Origin of the sequence: Lentzea sp. NBRC 105346 (assembly GCF_030269605.1) — a bacterium.
In the GTDB taxonomy this organism is placed as follows: Bacteria; Actinomycetota; Actinomycetes; order Mycobacteriales; family Pseudonocardiaceae; genus Lentzea.
The window spans coordinates 25,475-43,098 of sequence record NZ_BSTQ01000029.1; the positions used below are offsets into that span (position 1 = coordinate 25,475).

13 protein-coding genes are annotated in these 17,624 nt (G+C 68.6%); 5 read left to right on the forward strand and 8 right to left on the reverse strand.

The annotated features are described in order from the left end of the window. Window positions 1–68: 68 nt before the first annotated feature. Window positions 69–572, reverse strand: coding sequence for an NlpC/P60 family protein (locus tag QSK35_RS40640; RefSeq protein WP_285753462.1), 504 nt, complete (start codon window positions 570–572; stop codon window positions 69–71). Window positions 573–947: 375 nt separating this feature from the next. Between QSK35_RS40640 and QSK35_RS40645 the strand changes: the two genes are divergently transcribed. Continuing rightward, entirely contained in the window at window positions 948–1,727 is a 780-nt protein-coding gene (locus QSK35_RS40645) for an anti-sigma factor family protein (RefSeq protein ID WP_285753464.1), read from the forward strand. A gap of 29 nt (window positions 1,728–1,756) precedes the next feature. On the opposite strand, the gene QSK35_RS40650 is transcribed toward QSK35_RS40645, so the two are convergent. From QSK35_RS40650 to QSK35_RS40665, 4 genes are read right to left on the reverse strand one after another with little or no spacing between them, the layout of a single operon-like run. Beyond that, window positions 1,757–3,157 carry a nickel/cobalt transporter gene (locus tag QSK35_RS40650; RefSeq protein WP_285753465.1) on the reverse strand — a complete coding sequence of 467 codons (1,401 nt, stop codon included), beginning with the start codon at window positions 3,155–3,157 and terminating at the stop codon, window positions 1,757–1,759. Further along, entirely contained in the window at window positions 3,154–4,458 is a 1,305-nt protein-coding gene (locus tag QSK35_RS40655) for a tetratricopeptide repeat protein (protein ID WP_285753466.1), read from the reverse strand. Before QSK35_RS40655 ends, QSK35_RS40650 begins: the two co-directional genes overlap by 4 nt. After that, complete coding sequence (locus QSK35_RS40660) at window positions 4,455–6,059, reverse strand: DUF4331 domain-containing protein (RefSeq protein ID WP_285753467.1); 1,605 nt, start codon at window positions 6,057–6,059, stop codon at window positions 4,455–4,457. The genes QSK35_RS40655 and QSK35_RS40660 overlap by 4 nt, the downstream gene beginning before the upstream one ends. A 23-nt stretch (window positions 6,060–6,082) precedes the next feature. Continuing rightward, window positions 6,083–7,249 (reverse strand): pyridoxal phosphate-dependent aminotransferase, encoded by a 1,167-nt coding sequence (locus QSK35_RS40665; protein WP_285753469.1) that lies wholly within the window; start codon window positions 7,247–7,249, stop codon window positions 6,083–6,085. A gap of 260 nt (window positions 7,250–7,509) precedes the next feature. Here QSK35_RS40665 and QSK35_RS40670 point away from each other — a divergent pair, with 260 nt between their 5' ends. Both QSK35_RS40670 and QSK35_RS40675 read left to right on the forward strand, forming a co-directional pair. After that, window positions 7,510–9,561 carry a DNA gyrase/topoisomerase IV subunit B gene (locus tag QSK35_RS40670; protein WP_285753471.1) on the forward strand — a complete coding sequence of 684 codons (2,052 nt, stop codon included), beginning with the start codon at window positions 7,510–7,512 and terminating at the stop codon, window positions 9,559–9,561. A 16-nt stretch (window positions 9,562–9,577) separates the two neighbouring features. Next, the gene (locus QSK35_RS40675; RefSeq protein WP_285753472.1) at window positions 9,578–12,061 is read left to right on the forward strand and encodes a DNA gyrase/topoisomerase IV subunit A; all 2,484 of its coding nucleotides are present in this window, start codon (window positions 9,578–9,580) and stop codon (window positions 12,059–12,061) included. Between the two features lie 44 nt (window positions 12,062–12,105). Here the strand turns inward: QSK35_RS40675 and QSK35_RS40680 are convergent, their stop codons facing one another. The 3 genes from QSK35_RS40680 to QSK35_RS40690 all read right to left on the reverse strand — a co-directional run bounded on the left by QSK35_RS40680 (window position 12,106) and on the right by QSK35_RS40690 (window position 16,406). Further along, window positions 12,106–12,480, reverse strand: a complete 375-nt coding sequence (locus QSK35_RS40680) for a cysteine/serine endopeptidase inhibitor (RefSeq protein ID WP_285753473.1) — start codon at window positions 12,478–12,480, stop codon at window positions 12,106–12,108. Window positions 12,481–12,598: 118 nt separating this feature from the next. Further along, complete coding sequence (locus tag QSK35_RS40685; protein WP_285753474.1) at window positions 12,599–13,156, reverse strand: DivIVA domain-containing protein; 558 nt, start codon at window positions 13,154–13,156, stop codon at window positions 12,599–12,601. Window positions 13,157–13,283: 127 nt separating this feature from the next. Beyond that, window positions 13,284–16,406 (reverse strand): AfsR/SARP family transcriptional regulator, encoded by a 3,123-nt coding sequence (locus tag QSK35_RS40690; protein ID WP_285753475.1) that lies wholly within the window; start codon window positions 16,404–16,406, stop codon window positions 13,284–13,286. Window positions 16,407–16,449: 43 nt separating this feature from the next. Here QSK35_RS40690 and QSK35_RS40695 point away from each other — a divergent pair, with 43 nt between their 5' ends. Both QSK35_RS40695 and QSK35_RS40700 read left to right on the forward strand, forming a co-directional pair. Beyond that, window positions 16,450–16,824, forward strand: coding sequence for a YchJ family protein (locus tag QSK35_RS40695; RefSeq protein WP_285753476.1), 375 nt, complete (start codon window positions 16,450–16,452; stop codon window positions 16,822–16,824). Beyond that, a complete protein-coding gene (locus tag QSK35_RS40700) occupies window positions 16,821–17,519 on the forward strand; it encodes a hypothetical protein (protein WP_285753477.1) in 699 nt (232 codons plus the stop codon). The genes QSK35_RS40695 and QSK35_RS40700 overlap by 4 nt, the downstream gene beginning before the upstream one ends. Window positions 17,520–17,624: the final 105 nt, after the last annotated feature.

A 17,624-nucleotide genomic window follows, 5' to 3' on the forward strand; every position in this document is an offset into this window, starting at 1 on the left:
CACGCCTCCTTCAACTACATGCGTTTGCATCTAGTCGAACCGAGGCGTGCCGCCGGGTATTCCCGGTGTCAGTCGACGATGTTCTTCAGCCGGTACGGGTGGTACTTGCTGTTCGGCTCGAGGCCGTACGTGCGGGTGCGGTGGTCCGTGCCGAACCCGCCCCGCTGCTCGTACGCCAGGTACTCGGCGTTGGGCTTCGTCCACTTCTCGAAGATCACGACGTGCCGGAAGTCATCGCCCGGCTCGTCGACCGGGTCGATGAACAGGTCGCCCGGCTTCAGGTCGGCGATCTTCACCGGGACCGTCCACGTGTTCGTCGCGAGCGCGACCGTGTTCGGGCCGGGGCCGCCCAGTTTCGCGGACATCGACACGAACCCTGAGCAGTCCTGTCGATATCCGTCCGACCAGTTCTTGGTCATGCTGTACGGCACGCGCCCCCCGTTGTTCGCGGTCAGCCAGCTCGCCGCGCGCTGCAGCATCTCGGCCCGGTTGACCTGCGGCGCGGCCGACGCGGTCGGCCCGATCAGTGCGAATCCCAGCAGTGCGGCGAGTACCGCGGAAATGAACCTCATCAGTTCCCCCTTTTCGATTGGTGCATTTCCACCGAAACGCCGCCCGTCCGGGCAAGTCAACGGTTTAGTCAGAAATTTGCCGGGTAGCTCCAACTTTGGTTGTCACTCAACCGAGTGGGTGGTCCCACGATGCGAGCAGCGAGTGGGGCGCTCGGGGGACGAGCTCATTTGGTGGCGAAGTAATTTGGGTCGATCTTCGGACTTGAGACGGCCGATGGGGTGAAAATCGGGCCACTGGAGGCCTACGGAGGCGGTTCGTCCCACTACGCGGAGCCATCCAGAGCCGCTCTGGGAATGAACTCGTTCGCAAACTGAACCATCACCTCTCATCTGCACGTTTCCCCTTACGACACCGTTTCGCCGCGGGGAGGTCGTATGACAGCAGGCGCACACGACGCCGTCACGTTGGGGTGCTACGCGCTCGGGGTGCTGGACGTCCACGAGAGACGTGGAGTGGAGCAGCACCTCAGCTGGTGCGCGCCCTGCCGCGCGCAGGTGGCCGATTTCGGCCGCGTGCGGTCGGTGCTCGACTCCATACCGCGCGAGGCGCTCATCGAGGAGATCCAGCCGTCCGGCGAGATGCCGTCCGAGCTGGTGCTCCAACGTGCGTTGCGGCAGATCCGCAGCGAAGGCGCCACCAGGGGCATTCCGGCTCAACGAGCCAGCCCGGCCACCGAGGAGGAAGAGGTCGCTCCACCGCCCGGTCAGCACCGGCGCGGGCGTGCGCCCACGTATCTCGCCGCCGCGGCCGTCGTGGCGGCGGTGGCGTTCGGCGCGGGTGCTGTCGTCGTCGGGCTGAACTCCGGCCCGTCGGAGACGACGACCGCGCAGCCGCCGGGGAACGTCGGCACCACCGGCTCGTCACGCGAGCTGGCGAGCACGGACTCCAAGACCGGCGTCAAGATCGACGGCGACGTGACCTACATGGACAACTGGGTCCGGGTCGCGGCCGCGGTCAGCGGGCTGCCCGCCGACCAGAAGTGCCGGCTCATCGTGGTCGGCAAGGACGGCCGGCGCGAGGTTGTGAGCAGCTGGATGACCAAGGCAGGCACCTGGCATGGCGGCGGTTCCGCCGCCGTTCCGCCCGCCGAGGTCGTGGCGGTGTCGGTGGAGTCCGAAGAGGGCAAGGTCTTCGTCACGGCGAAGCTGGTCTGACCTCCGCGCCCGGTGTGACAACTGACGGGTCACACCGCGCGGAGGACGACCCAGAACCCGACCACGACGACCATCGCGGCGGTGCCGATCGGAGCCCACCGCGACAGCAGCCGGCTCGCCCGGTTGTCCAGGACGCGCTCGACCCGTGAACGCACCTTCACCAGGAGCAGGCCGACCGCCGTGAGCGTCGCCGCCATGCCGAGGCCGTAGCCGAACACGAGCAGCACGCCGAACCAGGTCCGGCCCAGTGCCACCGCTCCCAGCAGCACTACCAGCGCCGACGGCGACGGGACCAGGCCGTTCGCGGCGCCCATCCCGATCAGGCTCGATCGGCTGTAACCGTGCCCATGACCGTGTCCGTGGCCATGTCCATGACCGTGCCCATGTCCATGACCGTGCCCATGGCCGTGACCGTGCCCGTGTCCGGCGAGAACGGGTGTGCGGGTCAGCGCGGACCGCAGCAGCAGGACACCGATCACGGTGATGAGCACACCGCTGACCACCCCGAGCCAGCGCAGCACGTTCTCACCGGCCAGCGTGCTCGACGCGCTGATCACCAGACCGAGGATCAGGACACCACCGGTGTGCGTGGCGGTCACCGACGCGCCGACGATGAGGGCGTCGCGCGGCCGGCCCTCGCGGCCCGCCAGATAGGCGGCGATCAGCGTCTTCCCGTGACCGGGCAGGGCGGCGTGCGACGCGCCGAGCACCAGCGACAACAGCACGGCCAGCAGACCCAGCCACGGCGTGAGGTCCTTCGAGCCGACGATGTCGTTCAACGCGACCGCGGCCTGGTTCAGCGACATCGCGCCCGCGCCGGCCTCGGTCCGCAGCGGCGCCGAACCCGCGCCGGGGGCCGCCTGAAGCCGCGCGGAGCGGATGTCGAGCGGCGACGCGAGCAGGTCGTCGGGGTAGCGGCGCAGCTCGTCGCTGACGCTCGAGGTCGGCACGGGGGAGTCCTTCAACGCGACATCCGTGCTCACCGCGGTGATCTCCCGCCAGCCGACCCGGTCGGCGGCGCTCGCGTCCGAGAAGTCGAACGTCACCGGTCCCTTGATGGACACGGGCGCGGTCAGCTCACAGACGAGCCGCGTGGTCGCCAGATCGGCCTGGCCGACGGGATTCGTGCGCGTCGCGGAGCGAACCGTCCACTGCAGCGCGGCACCATCCACAGTGGACCGCAGGTCGCGCACCACCGACGCGCACCATTCGTTCGCGTCGCGTGACTTCAGGTTCTGCTGCAGCGTGGGGATCTCCGCGACGTCCACGACGGAGCGCAGGTCCACGTGGTCGGGATACAGGTGCAGCCCGTGGTAGTGGTTGACGCTGAAGTTGCCCAGCGGATGCGCGGACGCCTTGCCCGTCAACGCGAACAGCGCCAGGACGACCAGCAGTCCGGCGCCGAACGTCCGCAGCGCGACGGTCCTCACCGGCCGCCCCGCAGCTCGGCGAGCTTGCGGCCGGCTGTCAGCGCGTAGAGCGGCGAGAAGTGCGGGTTGAGCTTCAGCGCCTCGACGAGTGCCTGCTCCGCCTCGGCGGCCCGGCCGAGCGCGGCGAGGATCATGCCGCGGTGGTAGGCGAACGTGGCGTTGCGCCAGCCGAGTGCGGACGCCTTGTCCGCGTACGCCAGTGCTTCGGCGTCGCGGCCGTTGCGGTGCAACGCCCACGCCATCGCGTCGGCGACGAACACGCTCTGCCGGCGCGACCACTCGGCCTCGGCGTGCCGCAGGGCCTGCATGCCGTCCCCGCGGTCGGCGGCGACCATCGCGGCGGACAGGTCGTCGGACGCGCCCTCGGACTCCATCAGCCGCTGCTGCTCGGAGAGCACCGCGTACTGCTGGTCAGCCTCGTCCTTGCGGCCGGCGGACTCGAGCAGCTCGGCGTACTCGACGACGTACTGCGGCACCGGTGCCCGTTCGACGAGCTTCTGGTACGAGTCGATCGCGATGACCACGTCACCGCGTGCGGCGGCGACCTTCGCCTTTCCCTGCGTGAGCGCCATGTCGTCCTCCCTGGCCCGCAGGCCCTGGTCGTAGTGGTCGCTCGCTTCGTCGACCCGTCCGTTGTCGAACGCGAGCTCGCCCAGGCGGTACCGGCAGAACGCGACCTCGTCCGGCGTGCTCGCCGCGGCCAGCGCCCTGCGCATGGCGTCCTCGGCGCCCGCGACGTCACCGTGCAGCTCGTAGTGGTACGAGGCGCGGGAGAACGAGGCGGTGTTGGGCTTGAGGTCGAGCATGCGCTGGATCGTTTGCGACGCACCGGCGTCGTCACCGAGCTGCGTCAGCGCGTCCGCGAGCACGCCGTGGGCTTCGGCGTTGCTCGGCAGTGCCTGTAAGGCTTTCTGTCCCCAGTCGCGGGCGGCGGCGAAGTCGTGCCGGGCGTTGGCCAGCTGGCCCAGGCCGATCATGGCCAGACCGTTGGGCTTCAACGACATCGACTTGTCGAGTGCGCCCTGGGCCTTGCTGTAGTAGGTCGCGTCCGCGGTGACGCGGGACAGCTCGACGTACGCCGCGCCCAGCTGGGCCCAGCCCTGGTCGTCGTTCGGCACGCGATGCAGGCGGTCCTGCAGGGTGTGCACGGAACGGTGGATCTGGTTCTCCTGCTTGACGGCCACCGGCCCGACCCCGTTGGGGGAGGAAACGGGCTCGGACCGACGGCCGTCCAGGAAAGCCAGCCCCGCGGCGATGACCAGCATCACCGCGAGGGCCAGCTTCAACCGGTGGGCGCTCACTTGGCGGAGTGCGCCCCGTACTTGCGGATGTGGTCCTGACGCTTGCGCCACAACCAGTACCCGAAGCCGAACAGCGCCACGGCGCCGAGCGCGGTCGGCATCGCGATCTTGCCGATCGTGCCGTCGAAACCGGCGGGCGCGACGTTGGCGGTCTGCGCGCCGCCCGCGTTCACCGCTTCGTTGCGGGGCAGCGCGACGTACGGGAACTTGTTCTCGAACCCGACGTCGTTCTGGTCGACCTTGTCACCCGCGGCGAGCGCGTCGACGAGCTTGCCCGACGCGGCGGCGCCTTCCACGGCCTGCAGCGCGATGTCCACGACGTCGTCGGTGAGCCGGCGGCCGTTCGGGAAGCCCTGCAGGTCGCCGCCGATCACGCCGAGCCGGTTGGGCTGCTGCGTCACCGGGACGGACATGTTGAGCCGCAGCATCTCCGCGGCCTGGAACCGCTTCTGGTCCACGTCGGCGTTGTTCAGCTGCGAGTTGAGGTCCACGTCGAGGACCTTGTCGCCGACCTTCTTCGACACGCCGGTCAGGAAGATCTCCGACAGGTCGTTGCGCGGTCCCGGCGGCGCCGGGATCTTGTAGATGCCCTCGATCAGCTTGGGCAGCTCGGGGTTCACCACGCGGTCGAGCAGGTCCTTGACCTTGGCGTCGTCCTTGGGCTCCAGGCCGTTGAACGCGTCCTTCAGGCCCGCCGGCGCGACGACCTCGTTGACCAGCGGGTTGCCCAGGCGCGAGACCTGCACGAAGTCGCCCTCGGCCTTCGCCTTGCCGGGCTCCAGCTTCAGCGAGCGCCGCTCGGTGGTGCTCCAGATGCCGACGTTCGGGTTGCGGTCGACCTTGCCGTTGAGCGCCAGGATGTCCTTCGGCACCTGCAACGCGATCGTGTTGACGTTGAAGCCGCGCAGCGTGTCCTGGCCGACCTCGCTGAGGTTGCCGCCGTAGAGCAGGTCGAACACGCGCAGGTCGAGGAAGAACGAGTCGTCGGCCGGGCCGACGTACACCTTCGCGCCGCCCTGCAGGTGCGTGATCGCCTGGTCGCGCAGCACCTTGTAGTCGGGCATCGAGGCGGGGCCGGTGTTGGACGGCGCGACCTTGCCGTTGTAGACCAGCTTCGCCTTGTTGTTGTGCATGTCGATGACTTCGAGCTTGTACTTCTGCTTGAACAGCAGGTTCTCGTCGTCCAGCGACGTGACCTGGCCGTCGTTGTAGAGGAACGTCTTGTTCTGCCGCTTGTCCTCGGTCTCGAACGTCCAGCGGAACGTCAGGTCCGGCCGCGCGTCACCGTCGTTGTCGATGTTGATGTCGTAACGCGCGTCGTTGGCCCACGGGTAGAAGTTGGGGCCGCCGTTGGGTTCCTGGAACGGCGAGAAGTTCGCCACGATCGTGACGGTGTCCTGGTGGTCCGGGCTCACGAACGCGTACAGGTCCGTGTTGTCGACCGCGGGGTCGTTCGCGATGAGCGGCGCCTCCCGGTGACTCGACGCCACCGCGTCGTGCGGACCGGTACCGAAGAGCGTCGCGTTCAGCAGGGTGGCGGCCGCCAGCGCGGTCGCCGCTAACTGGCCGCGGCGACCGGCCAGTACGTGCGGTGTTGACATGGGTTTCCTTCCCAGAGGGGGTGTCAGGCGCTGTGCATGAGCAGCGAAGGCGCTTCGTGCTGTTCGGAGGCCCACCGGGACTGGGAGAAGTCCCGGATGCCCTCCACCAGCCGCGCCACGTCCTGTTCCGGCCGCACGACCAGGCGGGCGAACTGACTGCTCATGCCGAGCTTGTTGCCGCATTCGCGGATGAAGACCTGGTGGCGTGACACCAGGAAGTCGCGCAGCTCGCCGCCGTCGATGCCGGGTGCGAGCTTCACCAGCAGGAAGTTCGCCTGTGACGAGAACACCGTCAGATCAGGCAGCCGGGAGAGCTCCATACCCATGCGGTAGCGGTCGCGGGACAACAGCTGAAGGCTTTCGTGGTATTCCTCGGCGTGCTCCTTGAGCATGAAGACAACGGTTTCGGCGAGAGAGTTGAGGTTCCACTTCGGCAAGGTGTTGCGCATCTTCCCGGCCAGTCCGGGATTCGCGACGAGGTAGCCGAAGCGGATGCCGTGCAGGCCGAAGTTCTTGCCGAGGCTCTTGAGCACCACGACGTTCGGCCTGATCGACGCCTCCGCCGCCACGGACGGGTTGCGCTCCACCTCGACGAAGTCGATGAACGACTCGTCGATCACCACGAGGTCGAGGTCGGCGAGGGAGTCCATGAAGCGGACGATCTCCCGGCGCGGCAGGTAGCCGCCGTCGGGATTGTTCGGGTTGCACAGCACCGCGACCCTGGATCCCCTGGTGCGGATGAACTTGATGTAGGCGTCGATGTCCAGCTCGAAGTTGTCGCTCTCCTGCAGCAGGAACATGTCCACCCGCTTGGAGCTCTCCATCGGCTGGTCGGTCCACCGCCCGAACGTGGGGATCGGGATCGCGATGCTCTCGTTGATCCACAGGTGGTCCATCCACGTGATCAGCTCGGTGGACCCGTTGGACATCGCGATCGTGGCCGGGTTGAGCTTGAGGACCTGCGCCAGCTGGTTCGCGATCTTGGTCGCGTCGCTGGGGTAGAACTTGAGCACGGACTCCAGGTTCTTCGCCAGCTCGTTGAACATCTCCGGCGTGGGGAAGTAGGGGTTGCACGGAATGCAGAAGTCCACCAGCGCACGCGTGCCCTCACCCAGGTGCCGGTTCAGCTCGAAAATGGACGGGCTGTGCGCGGCCTGCTGGAAAAGACCCGTCTCCACACCATGCCGCACGCGATCACTCCGTCCAGGTTCTGGTCCGACTCACTCGGGCATACGTGTGGTCATCAAGACCGGTTCACAGCGCGGTTGCGTGAAGGTCTCGGAGTGGTCACGGAGGGCAACCCTGAGGGCGGGTCATCGGGTGAACGGGCCTGACCTGCGGCGACGGGTTCGTGAGCCCCGCCACGGGTACTCGATGCCAGGAATTGTCAGTACCGCCGGATACCCTCGTGATACCGCGCATGCATTTTCAGTCGACCGGGAGTAGGACTGTGACCGCTGAGACCCTCTACGGGGCCGATGACCTGACGCATCTCGAAGGTCTGGAAGCGGTCCGCAAGCGCCCCGGCATGTACATCGGCTCGACCGACAGCCGCGGCATCAACCACCTCTTCACCGAGATCGTCGACAACTCGACGGACGAGGGCATCGCCGGGCACGCGACCAAGGTCGTCGTCACGCTGCACGCCGACGGCAGCGTCCAGGTCGACGACGACGGCCGCGGCATCCCGACCGACGTGCACGCCAAGTCCGGTCTGTCCGGTGTGGAGCTGGTGCTGACGCGGTTGCACGCCGGCGGCAAGTTCGGCGGCTCCGGCTACAAGACCTCCGGCGGCCTGCACGGTGTCGGCGCCTCGGCCGTGAACGCGCTGTCCCACCGCTTCGACGTGACCGTTCGCCGTGGCGGCAAGGTGTACGAGATGTCGTTCGCGCACGGCGTTCCGGGCGAGTTCGACGGTCCGGGCCCGAAGGCGAAGTTCGTGGGCCGGTCCGGCCTGAACGTCACCGGCAAGATGAAGCGCAACGAGCGCACCGGCACATCGATCCGGTACTGGTACGACTCGCGTTACTTCGAGAACGGCGCCGCACTCGACGTCGAGGCCGTCCGCGCGAAGCTGCGCAACACGGCGTTCCTGGTGCCGGGCGTGACGTACGTGCTGCGCACCGCGCTCGAAGACACCATCAACGAAGAGACGTTCCACTACCCGAACGGCCTGTCGGACATGGTGGACTTCCTCGCACCGGCCGGCGACCGCCCGGTGTCCGGCACGCTGCTCATCTCCGGTTCCGGCACGTACCACGAGAACGCCGCCGACGAGAACGGCGTCATGCGGTCCAAAGTGGAGCGTCACGCCGAGATCGAGGTGGCGCTGCGCTGGGGCACCGGCTACGACCGCACCGTCGAGTGCTTCACCAACACCATCCGCAACATGCACGGCGGCACGCACCGCCGGGGCTTCGACCGCGCGGTGCTGAAGGCGATCCAGGACGCCATCGCCAAGACCCGCGGCCTGCTGAAGCCCAAGGAGGATCCCCCGACCCTGGACGACGTGCTCGAGGGCATGACGGCCGTCGTCCACGTCCGCATCCCCGAGCCGCAGTTCACCTCGCAGACCAAGGACGAACTGTCCACCGCGGGCATCACCAAGGTGCTGCAGGGCATCGTCGACAAGCAGATCCGTGCGTGGACCGAGGACCGCAAGACGAAGACCGAGGCGAAGACCGTCCTGCAGAAGGTCGTCGACGCCTCGCGCGTCCGGCTGACGCAGAAGCAGCAGAAGGATGCGGCGCGCCGCAAGACGGCTCTCGAGGGCGCCGCGATGCCGCCCAAGCTGGTCGACTGCCGCACCACAGGTATTTTGCGTAGCGAACTTTTCCTCGTGGAGGGCGACTCCGCATTGGGCTCGGCCAGAATGGCCCGAGTGTCCGAGTATCAGGCGCTGCTTCCGTTGCGCGGCAAGATCTTGAACGTCCAGAAGGCCTCTTTGGCGGACACCTTGCGCAACGCCGAGATCGCGTCGATCGTCCAGGTCCTGGGCGCCGGCACGGGCCGCACGTTCGACCTCAGCGCGATGCGCTACGGCCGCGTAATCCTGATGGCCGACGCGGACGTCGACGGCTCGCACATCCGGACGTTGCTGATCACGTTGTTCGCCAAGTACATGCGCCCGGTGATCGAGGACGGCCGGCTGTACGCGGCCATGCCGCCGTTGCACAAGGTGATGACGAAGGGCCGCAACTCCGAGACGTTCTTCACCTTCACCCAGCGCGAGATGGAGCAGAAGGTCGCGCAGTTGGAGAAGGCGGGCAAGCAGGTCGTCACGCCAGTGCCGCGGTTCAAGGGCCTCGGCGAGATGGACGCCGACGAGCTGTGGGAGACCACGATGAACCCGGCCACGCGCTCGGTCCGCCGGATCACGCTCGACGACGCCGAGGCCGCCGAGGAGGCGCTGGAGCTGCTGATGGGCGAGAAGGTCGAGCCGCGCCGCAACTGGCTCGTCGAGTCCGCCTCCCGTGTCGACCAGTCCGCCATCGACCTGTAAAGAGAGTTACTGAGCAATGGCACGTCGCAAGAGCACGACGACGACCAAGGTCGACCCCGGCGCGTTCGACCGCGCGGGCGCCAACGTCCTGGACAATTCGCTGAAGACCGAGATCGAGGACTCCTACCTGGAGTACGCGTACTCGGTCATCCACTCGCGGGCGCTGCCGGACGCGCGGGACGGCCTCAAGCCGGTGCACCGCCGCATCCTCTTCTCGATGCACGACAACGGGCAGCGGCCGACCAGCCCGTACGTGAAGTCGTCGCGCGTCGTCGGTGACACGATGGGCCGCTTCCACCCGCACGGCGACACGGCGATCTACGACTCGCTGGTCCGGATGGCGCAGGACTTCTCGCTCAACGAGCCGTTGATCGACGGGCATGGAAATTTTGGTAGCCCAGACGATGGACCGGCCGCGAGCCGTTATACAGAAGCACGGATGTCGCACGCGGCCATGCAGCTCACCGGTGAGCTGAACGAGGACACGGTCGACTTCCGCCCGAACTACGACGGCTCGGAGCAGGAACCGACCGTCCTCCCGGCTGCCTTCCCGAACCTGCTGGTCAACGGCACGTCGGGCATCGCGGTCGGCATGGCGACGAACATGATCCCGCACAACCTGGGCGAGGTCGTGGCGGCCGCCCGGTGGCTGATCACGCACCCCGAAGCCGATCTCGACAAGCTGATGGAGTTCGTCCCCGGCCCGGACCTGCCGACGGGCGGCCAGCTGCTGGGCCTGGACGAGGTGCGCAAGGCGTACGAGACGGGCCGCGGCGTGGTCCGCATGCGTGCCCGCGTGGAAATCGGGCCGCTGGAGGGAAGTCGCGGGCGGCAGGCGATCACGATCGTCGAGTTGCCGTACGGCGTGGGGCCTGAGCGGATCATCGAGAAGATCACCGACGAGGTGAACAAGTCCAAGCGGCTCACCGGAATCGCGGACGTCAAGGACCTCACCGACCGTGAGAACGGGACGCGGCTGGTCATCGAGTGCAAGGTCGGCGTGAACCCTCAGGCGTTGCTGGCGGACCTGTACCGGCTGACGCCGATGGAGCAGTCGTTCGGCATCAACAACCTGGTGCTCGTCGAGGGCCAGCCGCAGACGCTGGGGCTCAAGCAGCTCCTCGAGGTCTTCCTCAAGCATCGCTACGAGGTTGTCACGCGCAGGACCCGGTTCCGGCGCAAGAAGCGTGAGGACCGGCTGCACCTGGTCGAGGGTCTGCTCAAGGCACTGATCGACATCGACAAGGTCATCAAGCTCATCCGCAACAGCGACAACGCGGCGGCCGCCAAGGACGGCCTGATGAAGCAGTTCAAGCTGTCGGAGATCCAGGCGACCTACATCCTCGACACGCCGCTGCGCCGCCTCACCAAGTACGACAAGCTCGAGCTCGAGGCCGAGCAGGACAAGCTGCGGCAGGAGATCGCCGAGCTGACCGCGATCCTGGACGACGAGAAGGTGCTCAAGAAGCTGGTGTCGACCGAGCTGGCGAACGTCGCCAAGGAGCTCGGTGGTGAACGCCGGACGAGCTTGATCGACGGTGACCTCAAGGAGGTGCTGGCGGCGTCCAAGCCCGCCGGGCCGCTGGAGGTCGCGGACGATCCGTGCCAGGTGATTCTGAGTGCGACCGGGCTGGTGGCGCGGACGGCGGCCGAGTCGGAGGAGTCCACCGAGGGCAAGCGGCGGGCCGGGCGGGTGAAGCACGACGCGGTGTCCGCGGTGGTGCACACGACGGCGCGTGGGCAGGTGCTGCTGGTCACGAACCTCGGCCGGGCGTTCAAGACCGACGTGCTGCCGTTGCCGGTGCTGCCCGAGCAGAGTGGCACGGTGTCGCTGAGCGGGGGCATGGCGGCGGCCGAGCTGGTGCCGTTGGACAAGGGGGAGAAGGTCGTCGGCATCGCGCCGCTGACCGACACCGAGTCGCCTGGACTGGCGCTGGGTACGCGGCAGGGCGTGGTGAAGATCTGTGCCCCCGAGTGGCCCGTGCGGTCCGACGAGTTCGAGGTCATCACGCTGAAGGAAGGCGACGAGGTCGTCGGCGCCACCTGGTTGAAGGACGGGTCCGAGACCCTGGCGTTCGTGTCGAGTGACTCCTCGCTGCTGCGGTACGACGCGAAACTGGTGCGGCCGCAGGGACTCAAGGGCGGCGGCATGGCCGGCATCAACGTGTCGGCCGACGCGTCGGTGGTGTTCTTCGGCGCGGTGCGCACCGATGACGACGAGCACGGCGAGCCGATGGTCGTCACGTCGTCGGGGCAGAGCGTGAAGGTCACGCCGTTCGCCGAGTACCCGGCGAAGGGGCGTGCCACCGGCGGTGTGCGGTCGCAGCGGTTCCTGAAGGGCGAGTCGCACCTGGTGCTGGCGTGGATCGGTCCGCGCCCGGCCGGCAGTTCGGACAACGGGTCGCCGGTCGAGCTGCCCGCGGTGGACATGCGACGCGACGGCTCCGGCCACGCGCACCCCGGCCCGGACGTCGTGGGTCACCTGATCGAACGTGACTGACGCGGGGTGGGTCCCCTTGCCGCGCAAGGGGACCCACCGCGGTGTCAGCCTACGAACTCCCAGGTGACGCCGACGACGCCGAGGTCGAGGTTCGCGAGCGACCTGAACGCGGGCACGCTGAGGTCGACGTGGCTCCGGTCGCACGAGGGACACATGTCCCGGACCGGGACCGTGACCGACTTGCCCTTGTAGGTGACCCGGACCGACTTGCGGCAGACCGGGTCGTTGTTGGGGTTGGAGCTGGTGAACCACGCCTTGGGCACGGCGGCCAGGTTCTGGGAACTCGCGTCGATCCGGGTTCCACACGCGCCGTAGCCCTTGTCGTTGTACCAGGTCATCTTTCCGCCGATGGCGGAAGCGGAACCGGATCCCACGAAGAGAAGTGCCAGCAGGGCCGTCAGGACAGCGCCTTGTCGCATTTGGTCATCCCTCGGTCAATCGGCGGCGATCGGGGGCTGTCCAAACGATGTCGGATTTGGTCCTGGGCTAACCCTTAGTTACAGAAGGGCGACATGGCCAGTTGAGACTGGGACAATGTCACCTCCCGTCGACGCCTGCCACTTCGACGCGTGCTTCGGCGACGATACGGGCGGCCTCGTCGCGGGCGATGTCGCGGAGCTCGGCGAGCGCGCGCAGGGCTTCGGCGCGGCGCAGCGACATGGCCAGCCGGAAGTCCTCCTTGGCCTCTTCGCGCTTCGACGCGGCGGCCTCGTCCAGTTCTCGTTGGCGCGCCTCGGCTTCCGCGACGATCATCAGGGCCTTGATGTTCGCGTCGCGGATGACCTCGCGGCGTTCGTCCTCCGCCAGCTGCACCATGCGGGCCAGGCGCTCCGGGAGGCCCTTCGGGTCGATGGGGGTCAGGCAGATGCGGTGAAGTCCCTCCTGCAGCACGGAGTTCTCCTCCTGCAACGCCTTCAGCCGGTTCGCGAGCACCTCCGCCCTGGTCTCCGCCGCGTCCCGATCGGCCATGGCCAGGCGCAGGTCGGTCTCGAGCTCGGCGACGTAGTCGTCGACCTCGCCGCGGTCGTACCCGCGCCATCGCAGCCCGAACCACGTTCGCAGCGGCACGAGCTCTGTCCTGCTCTCGACGGTCACCGGTCTGCCTCCTTGCCCTCCCACTAGTCGTCGTCTTGGTGGGGAGTACGTACCGGTGATGGGAACGGTTCGGGTCAGGTTGTCGGGGTGATCAGCACGCCGACGTGGGAAACCGCTTCCAGGCGGGTCAGGTTGTCAGGGTGGTCAGCACGCCGGGGGTCAGCTCGCCGGCCGCGGCGGACACGAGGCCGGTGACGTCGCATGGGGTGTCGGTGAGTGTCGCGATGAGCGCGAGGTCGCGGGCCTCCTGCAGGCGCTGGCCGGAGGATCGGTGGCGGGCCAGGGCGCGCTCCGCGTGGGAAACCGCTTCCACCGTCCGTGAGCTCAGGGCGTGGGCGCGGGCGAGGTAGTACTGGGCCCGGCCGGAGTACCGGTGCCAGCCGTACTCGTCGCACAACGCCAGCGCGCGCGACGCGGCGTCCATGGCCGCGCCGGCATCCGTGCGGACGACGTGTGCCGCGGCGAGGCAGATCAGGGTTTCCATGGTGTACCAGCGGTTCGCTCGCGGCAGCACTGCCTCGAGGTCGGCGAGCGCACGGTCCGGGGCATGGTCGAGCAGGTGGGCGTTGGCGCGGGAGACCATGGCGCTGCACCAGATGTCGAGGTGGTGGCACCGGTCGGCGAACGCGATCGCGGCGTCGCACAGCTCCAGCGGTTCCGCGGTCATCCCGGCGGCCAGCTGGATGCGGGCCAGGTTGACCCGCCCGATGTGCACGAACGTGTCGAGGCCGGCGGACCGGCTCGCCTCGATCGCGAGAGCACATTCCTCCTGCGCCGCAACGAGATCGCCGAGCTCGGTGAACGCTTCGACGCGGGCGCCGCGCGCCACGACGGCCTGGGTGGTGGAGCCGATGGCCTCGGCGGCGCCGACCGCTTCGGTGGCCACCTCGATCGCCGCTCGGAACCGGCCGCGGAGGGTCTCGAAGAACGACAGGTTCGCCAGATAGGACACGCGCATGCCCTCGTCTGCGCCGGAGAGGCTCGCGGACTCGGCGGCGGCGAAGCTCTCCGCGATCTGGTCGGCGGGCGCGTCGAAGACGAACGACACGGCGAAGTTCACTCGGGCGTTGGCCGCGGCGTCCGCCGCGCCGAGCTGTTCGAACATCGTGGTGGCGCGCCCGTAGTGTGCGCGGGCCTGGTCCATGTCCGACGCGGCCGCGTAGGCGATGCCGAGGCTGCGGTGTGCCGCGGACTGCAGCCGCTGGTCGCCGATTCTGCGGGCCGCGGTGAGACCGAGCTCGCCCGTGTCGACCCAGTCCGACACGGTGTGGTCGATCCAGAAGAACCCGCGCAGCGCGTCGACGAGGTGCCCGCACAACGCGTCGTGGCCGTGGTCGAACGTCCAGTGGACCGCGCCGACGAGGTTGCGGCGCTCGGCCCGCAGCCAGGACAGCGCCGCGGGACGGTCGGGGAAAGCCTTGGCGGCCACGGAGAATGGCCGTGGTTCGCGGAAGAACGTCGGCATCAGACTGGTGACGGCGGCGTCCGTCGCGGACACGTACCACCGCACCAGCCGGCCGGCGGCCTCGTCACGGCCGGGCTCGGGGAGCTCGGCGGCGCAGAGCTTGACGAGGTCGTGCAACCGGTACCGGCCGGACAGGTACTGCTCGACGAGGTGCGCCTCCTCCAGTCGTGCGAGCGGGCCGCGCACGTCGGCGGAGTCGGCGAGTGCGGCGACCGCGTCGAACGAGATGTCGTCGCCGGGTGCGGTGCCGAGCAGTCGCAGCACCCGCTGGGAGTCCTCGGGCAGCACTCGGTAGGAGAGGTCGAACGTCGTGCGCACGCTGGCGGCCGGGTCGACGTCGAGCACACCGAGGCGGTCGGTTCGCAGCGTTTCGACGAGCTCCGCGATCCGCATGCGCGGATGTGTGATCAGGGTGGCGGCGGCGATGCGCAGCGCGAGCGGCAGGTTGCCGCACAGGTTCGCCAGTTCCGCGGCGGGTTCGCCGTCGAGCCGCTCGGGGCCGAGCACGTTCTCCAGCAGCGCCAGGGACTCCGGTGTGGACATCACGTCCAGCGAGATCGGCCGCGCGTCGTGCACCGCGACCAGCGAGCTCAGCGTGTTGCGGCTGGTGATCACCACGAGGCAGCCGGGCGTGCCGGGCAGCAGCGGAATCACCTGCTCGGCGTCACGGGCGTTGTCCAGCAGCACCAACATCCGCTTGTTCGCCAGCATGGAGCGCAGCAGCGAGGTGCGTGCCTGCAGCGAGGTCGGGATGCGGTCACCGGACACCCCGAGTTCCTGCAGCAACGACACAAGCGCCTGGTCTGGCAGGACGGGCTCGCCGCGGTCGAACCCGCGGAGGTCGACGTACAGCTGTCCGTCCGGAAAGGACGATCGTTTGCGGTGCGCCCAGTGGAGGGCGAGCGCGGTCTTGCCGACTCCGCCCGCGCCGCCGATCGACGACAGCACGACGTTGGTGGCCGCGTCGGCCAGCGCCTGGTCCAGCGCCTCGAGCTGTTCGGCGCGGCCGGTGAACGTCGGGATGGACCTGGGCAGGCCCGCGGGCACCGTGACCGGGAAGGTGTTGTCGCGCACCGCTTCGAAGACCTGCTCCAGTCGTTCCGACGGGGTCACCGAGTAGTCGCCGGACAGCCGCGCGCGGGCCTGCTCGAAGACCTCCATGGCCTCGGCCTGCTGCCCGGTGCGGTGCAACGCGGTCATCAGCTGCTCGACGAGCCGCTCGCGGGTGGGGTTCATCGCGGCGAGCCGGCGCAGCTCGGGCACGAGTTCGGCGTGGCGGCCGAGGGCCAGTTCGAGATCGACGCACTCCTCGACGGTCGCCAGCCGGCTCTCGTCCAGCTCGGCCGCGAAATCGCCGATCAGCTCGCCCGGCACCCCGTCCAGCGCGGGGCCGCGCCACAACGCGAGCGCGTCGCGGAACGCGGCGACCGCGTCGCGCGGCCGGCCGTCGGTGACCGCGGTCCGGGCGTCCTGCCGCAGGTCGTGGTAGCGCAGTACGTCGATGTCGCATTCGGTGAGGTCGAGCTGGTAGCCGTCGTCGCTCGTCGTGATCGCCCACTCGCCGAGCACCTGGCGCAGTTCGAAGATCCGCTTGGGGATCTGCTGCCGGTAGGTCGTGGGCGGTGTGTCGCCCCATAACGCGTAGGCCAGCTGGTCCATGGAGACGACTTCGCCCGACAGGGCGAGGGTGCACAGCAGTGCTTTTTGCGACGCGCTGCCGATCCGGACCAGGTCGCCATCCACTATGGTTTCGAACTGGCCCAGCATCTTGATCTCGATCAGCACCACGCCGAGTATTCCGGTGCGGTCGTTGAGCCACAATCGGTCGGTGGCGAACCGACAGAATTGCCCTTGCGGCAGCGCACTGGCGTACGACGAATGTTGCGGTGCCCTGCACTCCGGCCGGCGCACGGCGGCGACCGCCGAGCAGCTGATGAGATCGCGCTACAGCGCGTTCGCCGTCGGCGACGAGACGTACCTCCTGCGCACCTGGCACCCGGACAAGCGGCCTCGGGACGTGGGGCTGGACCCGGCGCAGCGGTGGACCCGGCTGGAGATCCTGGCCACGTCGGGCGGCGGGCTCTTGCAGAACGAGGGCACCGTGGAGTTCCGTGCCCATGCGACGGACGGTGTGGTGCACGAGCGCAGCCGGTTCGTCCGGGTCGACGGCCAGTGGGTCTATCTGGAAGGGACGCACGAGTGACGGTGCTGACGGTGGCGGCGCGGTTCAACGGACCGCCCACGACGGGCAACGGCGGCTATGTCGCCGGTCTGCTCGCGGGGTTCGTTGACACCAAAGATGCGGTTTCGGTCCGCCTGCGCGTGCCTCCGCCACTGGAGACCCCGCTGGAGGTGCGAGTCGACGGCGCCGACGCGGAGCTGCGCCACGGCGACGTCGTCGTAGCGGCGGCCACCCCGGCGGAGCTCGACATCGTTCTGCCGGACGTGCCGAGCGTCGAGCAGGCGCGGGCGGCGGCCGCCGCCATGCCGCCGCGCACCCGGCACCCGTTCCCCACGTGCTTCGGCTGCGGCCCGGACCGTCCGCCCGGCGAGGCCATCCACGCACTGCTCGGCCCGGTCGATGACACGGTGTGGGCGGGCGTGTGGCGGCCCGGTCCGCTGCTGCCGCACGCGGACGGCCAGGTGCGTCCCGAGGTCGTGTGGTCCGCGCTCGACTGTCCCTCCGCGCAACCCATTGCTCCGGACGGGGGACCCGCTCACGTTCTGGGAACGTTCACCGCCCGGTTGGACCACCCTGTCGTGCTGGACGCCGATCACGTGCTGCTCGCGTGGTCACTCGGTCGTGAAGGTCGAAAGGCCTGGTCAGCGTCTGCAATAGTGGCACCCGACGGCCAGGTGTGCGGCGTGGCGAAGGCTGTCTGGATCTCGATCGGATGATGCCAAAAAACACGATCGAGTGATGCCTGGGTAGCATGCCAGGCCGTTACTCGACTGATCCGAAAGGGCGAGTGGACGGGATGGCCTGGAGGTGATCGGGCGCTT

Bases quoted from the DNA above. Each gene is read 5' to 3' on its own strand.
- QSK35_RS40675 (WP_285753472.1), top strand. From the start codon at position 9,578: ATGGCACGTCGCAAGAGCACGACGACGACCAAGGTCGACCCCGGCGCG.
- QSK35_RS40680 (WP_285753473.1), bottom strand. From the start codon at position 12,480: ATGCGACAAGGCGCTGTCCTGACGGCCCTGCTGGCACTTCTCTTCGTG.
- QSK35_RS40640 (WP_285753462.1), bottom strand. From the start codon at position 572: ATGAGGTTCATTTCCGCGGTACTCGCCGCACTGCTGGGATTCGCACTG.
- QSK35_RS40660 (WP_285753467.1), bottom strand. From the start codon at position 6,059: ATGTCAACACCGCACGTACTGGCCGGTCGCCGCGGCCAGTTAGCGGCG.
- QSK35_RS40645 (WP_285753464.1), top strand. From the start codon at position 948: ATGACAGCAGGCGCACACGACGCCGTCACGTTGGGGTGCTACGCGCTC.